We start from the raw sequence: 490 nt of genomic DNA, 5'->3' as shown, positions 1-490 counted from the left end.
GTACGGGAGAATACGGCGATACCGATAAAGCCCAGGTTTTTACGGATTTCAGCCCAAGGTACGATGAAGCTCAAGCCGATGACGGGGATGATGAAACCAGCAAAGAAGTGCATGACGCCGGTTTGCATACCGATTTCCATAATGCTCTTTTGATCCAAGCCCAAAGGCGCAAAGCCGAACCAAGTCGGAGTACCTACTGCACCGAAGGAAACAGGTACGGAGTTCATCACCAAAGCGAAGATGGCTACTTTTAACGGGTTGAAGCCCAAGCTCATCAGGATTGGCGCGGCAATGGCGGCAGGCGTACCGAAACCGGACGCGCCTTCAATCATAAAGGCGAAAGACCAGCCGATGATCATCAATTGGGCAATCGGGTTCGGGCTGATGGTGGCCAGCCATTTGCGGATGACGTCGATACAGCCGGTGGTTTCCATCATGCGGTTGAACATAATGGCACCGAAAATCACGGTAATCGGGGTCAGGGTAGAGA

The 490-nt window shown here is 52.4% G+C and carries 1 protein-coding gene; it reads right to left on the bottom strand.

The window, feature by feature from the left end; all coding sequences use genetic code 11:
* Window positions 1-490, bottom strand: a 490-nt coding sequence (locus tag ACTHUR_RS19270; protein ID WP_440400396.1) for an L-lactate permease, incomplete at both ends; no start/stop codon positions are given.

The sequence above is a fragment of the Neisseria sp. P0021.S007 genome, from assembly GCF_051956855.1.
Note: the sequence above shows the minus strand (reverse complement) of the source record. Positions and strands in the feature narration are given on the sequence as shown.